The following is a 5966-nucleotide window of genomic DNA, read 5'->3' as shown; positions in this document are numbered from 1 at the left end:
CCGCCGCATGGATCAGGAAGTTGACCGCCGAGCGCGGGCTGGCATGCGTGTGCACGACCGAGCGCGGCACCGGCAGGATCGCCTCATGGCCGCTCAACGGCTCGCGGATGATGCCCGAGAAGAAGCCGGACGCCGCCTTGTTCGGCTTGCCCGGCCGCACGCAGATTGTCGGCAGCCGGATGCCGATACCGTCGAAGAACCCGCGCCTGGAATAGTCGGCCAGCAGCGCTTCGCTCATCTGCTTCTGGGTACCATAAGAGGTCAGCGGCGTCGGATGGAAGTCATCGGGAATGACGTCCGGGAACGGCGCGCCGAACACCGCGATCGACGAGGTGAAGACGACGCGCGGCGCAAAGCCCGCCACCCGGATGGCATCGAACAGGGCGCGCGTGCCATCGAGATTGACGTGGTAGCCGAGATCGAAATTCGCTTCCGCCTCGCCCGACACGATGCCGGCAAGGTGGAACACGACGTCGGGGCGCGATGCGACCAGGCGCTCGGTGGCACCCGCTTCGGCGAGATCGCCGGTGTGCAGCGTGACGCTGACGCCATCCAGGCTCGGCGCCTGTGGCGGCACGATATCGTGGAGATCGAGCGCGGTGATCTTGCCCCCGCGCAGCGTCCCGTCCTTGGCCAGCCGGGCGATGAGCTTGCGGCCGACCATACCCGCGGCGCCAGTGATCAGAATGCGCATGTCGAAGATCCCTTGCCTATTTACCCTGGTTTTTGCGCTGGTTGCGGGCGCGCAGCCAGAACACCGAGAAGAACGCCAGCACGAAGACGATGCCAAAGGCGCCGGCCAGCACGGTGGAAAGGCTGCCGAGTGCCAGCATCACGGTCGGCAGATAGTAGGCGCCTATACCGAACAGCAGCATGATCCACGCGGCGGCGATGACCGCGTTCCTGGTGTCGCGGTCCATCATGCCGCGTCCGGAGGATGGGCGTTCGTCAAGCTGGTTTTCAAGGTTTTGCAACTCCTGAGGCAGGACGATCGACATCGATCGATCCGGTCCTAGTGATGGTGGTCGTGGTATGCAGCCGCTTCATGCTCGTGCCCGTGGTCGTGCTCGTCGCCATCGTCGGCGCATTGGCCGAATTCCGGTTCCACGGTGGCATGGCTGATGCCGTGCTCGCTTGCAAGCCGCTTCTTGACGGCACTCACCGCCTGATGCGCATCGACGCCCTCGTCGAGACAGGCATGCAGCGTCGCCATATTGCTGGTCCCGTCGAGCGACCAGACATGCATGTGGTGCACTTCGCGTACGCCGTGGATCGTCGTCTGGATATCCCTGGCGATCAGATCTCGGTCGAGGCTTGGCGGCACGCCCTCGAGCAGGACATGGGCGGCCTCCCGCATCAGCGACCACGCCGTGTAGAGGATCAGCAGTGAAACCAGGACCGACAGGATCGGGTCGATCGGCGTCCAGCCGGTCGCCAGGATGACCAGCGCCGCCGCGATGGCCGCCGCCGAGCCGAGCAGGTCGCCAAGCACATGCAGGATGGCGCCGCGCATGTTCAGGCTCTCGCGGTCGCCACCATGCAGCACGAAGAACGAGCCGAGGTTCACCAGCAGGCCGAGGATCGCCACCACCAGCATCGGCCCGCCAAGCACCGGCGCCGGCGCCTGCAGGCGTCCCCAGGCCTCATAGACGATCCACAGCGCGATGACGAAGATGGCGATGCCGTTGGTATAGGCCACCAGCGTCTTGACCCGGCCGAAGCCATAGGTGAGGCGAACGGTCGCCGGCCGGCCGCCAAGATGAAACGCATACCAGGCAAGGCCGAGCGCGATCGAATCGGCGAGCATGTGGCCGGCATCGGCCAGCAGCGCCAGCGAGCCCGTGAGGATGCCGCCAAGCGCCTCGGCGACCATGAAGCCGCCGGTCAGGCAGGCTGCGATCAGAACGCGTTTCTTGTCGGTCGAGCCATGCACATGACCAGGGCCGTGACCGTGCCCGGTGTGATCGTGGGTATGTGCCAATAGTGAACTCCTAAGCGCCGAATTCCGCGCGAAAATCCTCGAGCCGTCGCTTCTGCCGGCCGTCGCCATCGAAATTGGCCGGATCGAACCACGCCTCATAGGCACTGCGCAGCGCCGGCCATTCCTTGTCGATGATCGAATACCACGCAGTGTCGCGGTTTTCACCCTTGACGATGAGATGCTGGCGGAAAATGCCTTCGAACTTGAAGCCGAACCGCTCGGCCGCCCGCTTCGATGGCTCGTTGCGGTTGTTGCACTTCCATTCATAGCGGCGATAGCCGAGCCCGTCGAAGATGTATTTCATGAACAGGAACTGCGCTTCGGTTGCTCCCGGCTTGCGCGAGATGAGCGGTCCCCAATAGATGTTGCCGATCTCGATGACGCCGTAGGCCGGATCGATGCGCATCAGCGTCTGGCGTCCGGCGACCTTGCCGCTGGCCTTGTCGATGACAGTGAAGAACAGCGGATCCTCGCTGGCTTCGACTTTGTCCAGCCATGGCTGGAAGGCGGCGCGGGTCTCCGGCGGATAGTCGGGCAACCAGGCGAAGCGGTCGTCGATATCGGACACGGAGGACGCTTCATAGAGGCCGTCGCCGTGTTTTGCAGCGCTCAGCGGTTCAAGCCGGACGTATCGACCGTCGATGGTCTTGCGTTCGGGCCGCGGACGCGGTTGCCAACCCTTCAGATTTTCCGACACCGAATGCTCCAATCCGTTTGACTTTTGCGGGCTGAGGCTCACAAAAACGCGACCCAACAGCAAGAACCACACGGACGGGAAAAATGCTCCACACGATTTCGGCCTTCGACCGCCTTGGCGAGGAAAACGCCTTCGCCGTGCTTGCGAGGGCCACAGCACTTGCCCAACAAGGCCGCGACATCGTCAATCTCGGCATCGGCCAGCCCGACTTCAAGACGCCGCAGCACATCGTCGAGGCGGCGATCAAGGCGCTGCGCGACGGCCATCACGGCTACACGCCGGCCAATGGCCTGCTGGCGACGCGCGAGGCGGTGGTGCGCCGCACGCTGACCACCACCGGTGTCGAGATATCGCCCGAAACGGTGATGATCCTGCCCGGCGGCAAGCCGACCATGTTCGCCGCGATCCTGATGTTCGGCGAGCCCGGCGCCGAGATCCTCTACCCGGACCCCGGCTTCCCCATCTACCGCTCGATGATCGAGTTCACGGGTGCGGCACCCATTCCCGTGCCGATGCGCGAAGAAAACGGCTTTGCCTTCTCGGCCGAGGAGACGCTGGCGCTGATCACCTCGAAGACCAGGCTGCTGATCCTCAACTCGCCCGCCAATCCGACCGGCGGCGTCACGCCTCGCGCCGAGATCGAGAAACTGGTCAAGGGGCTGGAGGCGCATCCGCAGGTCGCCATCCTCTCCGACGAGATCTACGACGTCATGACCTATGATGGCGAGACGCATTGCTCGCTGCTCGGCTTTCCCGAAATCCGCGACCGGCTGATCGTGCTCAACGGCTGGTCGAAGACCTGGGCGATGACCGGCTGGCGCATGGGCTGGTCGATCTGGCCGAATGGCGACAAGGGCGCCCATCTCTACGACAAGGTGCGCAAGCTGGCGGTCAATTGCTGGTCCTGCGTCAACGCGCCGAGCCAGTTTGCCGGCATAGCCGCCATCGACGGCCCGCAGGACGACGTCGACGAGATGATGCGCGCCTTCGACCGCCGCCGGAAGATCGTCGTCGAGGGACTGAACGCCCTGCCCAACATATCCTGCATCACGCCCAAGGGCGCGTTCTACGCCTTCCCCAACGTCTCGAAGACCGGCTGGAAGGCCAAGAAGCTCGCCTCGGCGCTGCTCGACGAGGCCGGCGTGGCGCTGATCGGCGGCCCCGATTTCGGCATTCTCGGCGAAGGCTATATCAGGCTCTCCTACGCCAATTCCGAGGAGAACATCCTGCGCGCGCTGGAGCGGATCGGAGCATTCCTGGCGAAGTAGGCTTCAAAGCAGGCCGGTGGCCTCTTTCCGGATGGTTGCGGCTGGCGACCATGATGGTGTCATGATCTGTCCGGACACGCACGGCCAAGGCTGGGCGGGCGTGTCGGGAACCGCTACGCTCCCTGGATCAGGATCGAAGCAGGTGACATAAAATGTTCTACGCAATCCTTGCCTATCACGTGGAAGATGCGATCAAGGCGCTGACGCCGCAGGAAGATGCAGCACTTATGGCCGACCTGCTGAAGATCAACACCCGGCTTCATGAGGAAGGCACGCTGGGGCCGTCCGCGCGTCTGGGCGCAACACAGGATGCCATCACCCTGCGCGGCCCGGGCGACGGTGTGATCATCGACGGTCCTTTCGCCGAAACCAAGGAACAGTTGCTCGGGCTCTATGTCGTCGACTGCGCCACGCGAGACGAGGCCATCGCGATCGCCCGCGACCTTCGCCGCGTCAATCCCACCGCCGTTTACGAGATCAGGCCCATTCTGCTGTTCAAGCCCGGCGTGCCGCTGGCCGGGAAATAAAACCATCCGGCTGGGTCCCCGCTGCTTCGCAGCGTCCCAGCGTTCGCCGGCCTTTCATCGTGCCACTGGCACGATGAATTCGCTTACGCGAACCGGGCTGCTCACCCACGCCCGACAAACGGCATCTTGGTCGCCATCACGGTCATGAACAGCACGTTGGCGTCGAGCGGCAGGCTGGCCATGTGGACGACGGCGTCGGCGACGCGCTGAACATCCATCACCGCTTCGGCTGCGATCGAGCCATTGGCCTGCGGCACACCGACCGTCATCGGCTGCGCCATGTCGGTCAGCGCATTGCCGATGTCGATCTGGCCGCAGGCGATGTCATAGGGCCGGCCGTCGAGCGCCAGCGTCTTGGTCAGTCCGGTGATGGCATGCTTGGTCGCCGTGTAGGGCACCGAGCCTGGGCGCGGCGCATAGGCCGACACCGAACCGTTGTTGATGATGCGGCCACCCATCGGCTTCTGCTTGCGCATGGCGCCAAAGGCGGCACGGGCGCACAGGAACGAACCGGTGAGGTTGACGCCGACGATATCGTTCCACACTTCGACCGGTATCTCGTCGATCGGCGTCGATTTGTAGCCCATGCCGGCATTGTTGAAGAGCAGGTCGACACGGCCGAAGGCCGCCGCCACGGTCTCGAACAGATCGTCGACCTCGCCTGCCTTGCTGATATCGCAGGCAACCGCCAGGGCCTTGGCGCCGGTGGACCCGGCCTCAGCCACGGCTGCATCCAGCACGGATTTGCGGCGTCCGCAGAACACCGTGTTCCAGCCGGCCTTGAGCAGCGCCGTGGCGACGCTCTTGCCGATGCCCGTGCCGGCCCCGGTGACGATGGCGGTTCTTTGCTCGGTCATGGCTATTGTCCTCCGGCAGCGCTGCGCTTGCTCGACTGATTTTGGGGGGTTGGCTCGAAAAGGAAGGCATCGCAAATGACGGCGGCGATGGCAAGCGTGTCCATCCGGCCGGACCGACAAAAAGGGCGGCCATTGGCGACCGCCCCTGATCTGAACCGGGCTTGGGAGGAGGAAAAGCCGATCCGACTGTGTTGAATGATGCGCTTGCTGGGTTAATGAGCGGTTAACCCGGAAAGTGCCCCCTGTGCCGTTTTGGCCTACCAGCGCGGATTGGGTGACGTCCCGGCCTTGGCCGGCACCTTGGCCGCCGAAACCGTCGCCTCGACATGGTCGACCAGCGCGTCCGGCAGGCCGAGCCGGCCGGCGAGCAGATCGAGATAACCGCGCTCGGCGCGTGTGTCGGGATCGATGGTCAGGCGCGACGCCGTGTAGAGTTCGAGCTTCTGCGCATCGGTCTTGGCGCCGGCCACCAGCGTGTCGAGGTCGAGCGGGCTTGCCAGCTCCGCCATCAGGAACTTTTCGGCATCGGAGCCTATGCCGGCCAGGCTGAGCTTGCCGGCGATCTTCTGGCGCTCTTCATCGTCGATATGGCCATCGGCTTTCGCCGCCGAGATCATCGCCCGCACCCGGGTCAGC

At 64.4% G+C, this 5966-nt stretch carries 8 protein-coding genes; 2 read left to right on the top strand and 6 right to left on the bottom strand.

From position 1 onward, the window contains the following. The 4 genes from EN925_RS19450 to EN925_RS19435 form a co-directional block, all read right to left on the bottom strand. On the bottom strand, positions 1 to 694 hold a 694-nt coding region (locus EN925_RS19450), incomplete at its 3' end, for an SDR family oxidoreductase (RefSeq protein ID WP_164894281.1). A gap of 16 nt (positions 695 to 710) precedes the next feature. Further along, positions 711 to 923 carry a hypothetical protein gene (locus EN925_RS19445; protein WP_013529748.1) on the bottom strand — a complete coding sequence of 71 codons (213 nt, stop codon included), beginning with the start codon at positions 921 to 923 and terminating at the stop codon, positions 711 to 713. An 89-nt stretch (positions 924 to 1012) separates the two neighbouring features. Next, positions 1013 to 1981 (bottom strand): cation diffusion facilitator family transporter, encoded by a 969-nt coding sequence (locus EN925_RS19440; protein ID WP_063168938.1) that lies wholly within the window; start codon positions 1979 to 1981, stop codon positions 1013 to 1015. A gap of 10 nt (positions 1982 to 1991) precedes the next feature. Further along, complete coding sequence (locus EN925_RS19435) at positions 1992 to 2678, bottom strand: GNAT family protein (RefSeq protein WP_127369688.1); 687 nt, start codon at positions 2676 to 2678, stop codon at positions 1992 to 1994. 83 nt (positions 2679 to 2761) lie between these two features. Here EN925_RS19435 and EN925_RS19430 point away from each other — a divergent pair, with 83 nt between their 5' ends. Together EN925_RS19430 and EN925_RS19425 are read left to right on the top strand one after the other, a co-directional pair. Next, positions 2762 to 3946 (top strand): pyridoxal phosphate-dependent aminotransferase, encoded by a 1185-nt coding sequence (locus EN925_RS19430; RefSeq protein WP_024502719.1) that lies wholly within the window; start codon positions 2762 to 2764, stop codon positions 3944 to 3946. A 152-nt stretch (positions 3947 to 4098) separates the two neighbouring features. After that, positions 4099 to 4473 carry a YciI family protein gene (locus EN925_RS19425; protein ID WP_013529744.1) on the top strand — a complete coding sequence of 125 codons (375 nt, stop codon included), beginning with the start codon at positions 4099 to 4101 and terminating at the stop codon, positions 4471 to 4473. A 101-nt stretch (positions 4474 to 4574) separates the two neighbouring features. On the opposite strand, the gene EN925_RS19420 is transcribed toward EN925_RS19425, so the two are convergent. Both EN925_RS19420 and EN925_RS19415 read right to left on the bottom strand, forming a co-directional pair. Next, a complete protein-coding gene (locus EN925_RS19420) occupies positions 4575 to 5330 on the bottom strand; it encodes an SDR family oxidoreductase (RefSeq protein WP_013529743.1) in 756 nt (251 codons plus the stop codon). Between the two features lie 257 nt (positions 5331 to 5587). Continuing rightward, the coding region (locus EN925_RS19415) for a DUF533 domain-containing protein (RefSeq protein ID WP_128336822.1) at positions 5588 to 5966 on the bottom strand (379 nt) is incomplete at its 5' end.

Origin of the sequence: Mesorhizobium sp. M7A.F.Ca.US.006.04.2.1 (assembly GCF_004022915.1) — a bacterium.
Classification (GTDB): domain Bacteria; phylum Pseudomonadota; class Alphaproteobacteria; order Rhizobiales; family Rhizobiaceae; genus Mesorhizobium; species Mesorhizobium ciceri.
The sequence above is the reverse complement of the archived record's forward strand: the minus strand, read 5'-3'. Positions and strand labels throughout refer to the sequence as shown.